Source organism: Bradyrhizobium sp. LeoB3, from assembly GCF_055456055.1.
The window spans coordinates 1-434 of sequence record NZ_JBVBEF010000384.1 but is presented as its reverse complement, the minus strand read 5'-3'; the positions used below and the strand labels follow the sequence as shown (position 1 = coordinate 434).

Annotated in this window: 1 pseudogene; it reads left to right on the top strand. The window is 59.2% G+C overall.

Annotation, left to right across the window (positions count from 1 at the left end):
- Nucleotides 1–155: 155 nt before the first annotated feature.
- Nucleotides 156–434 (top strand): annotated as a pseudogene (locus ACZXDY_RS46440) (IS5/IS1182 family transposase); the annotation flags it as partial.

The following is a 434-nucleotide window of genomic DNA, read 5'->3' as shown; positions in this document are numbered from 1 at the left end:
TCCAGCGGGCGTTCTCAGACGTCGTGCAGCTCATAAAACCGTTCGATTTCCTCCAGGATCCTGACATCCGGAGACGGGTGGATGCCCATTTCGTGGTTCAAGATACATGACCGGGCACGCACGTCACTTGCGACTGTGATCAGTTGACCTAAAAACTCGAGGCGGTCGCCGACCGTGGCTACTTCGACGGAGAGGAGATATTGGCCTGCGAAGAGGCTGGCGTTGCAGTCACCTTGCCCAAGCCCATGACGTCGAACGCCAAGGCGGAGGGCCGGTTCGACAAACAGGACTTCGCCTACCTGCCTGATGAGGACGTCTACCGCTGCCGATCCGGCCAGTTGCTGCCCTATCACTACCCCAACATCGAGCATGGAATGACGCTGCGCCGTTACTGGTCGACAGCGGCGTGCCAAGGCTGCGCGATCAAGAGCCAA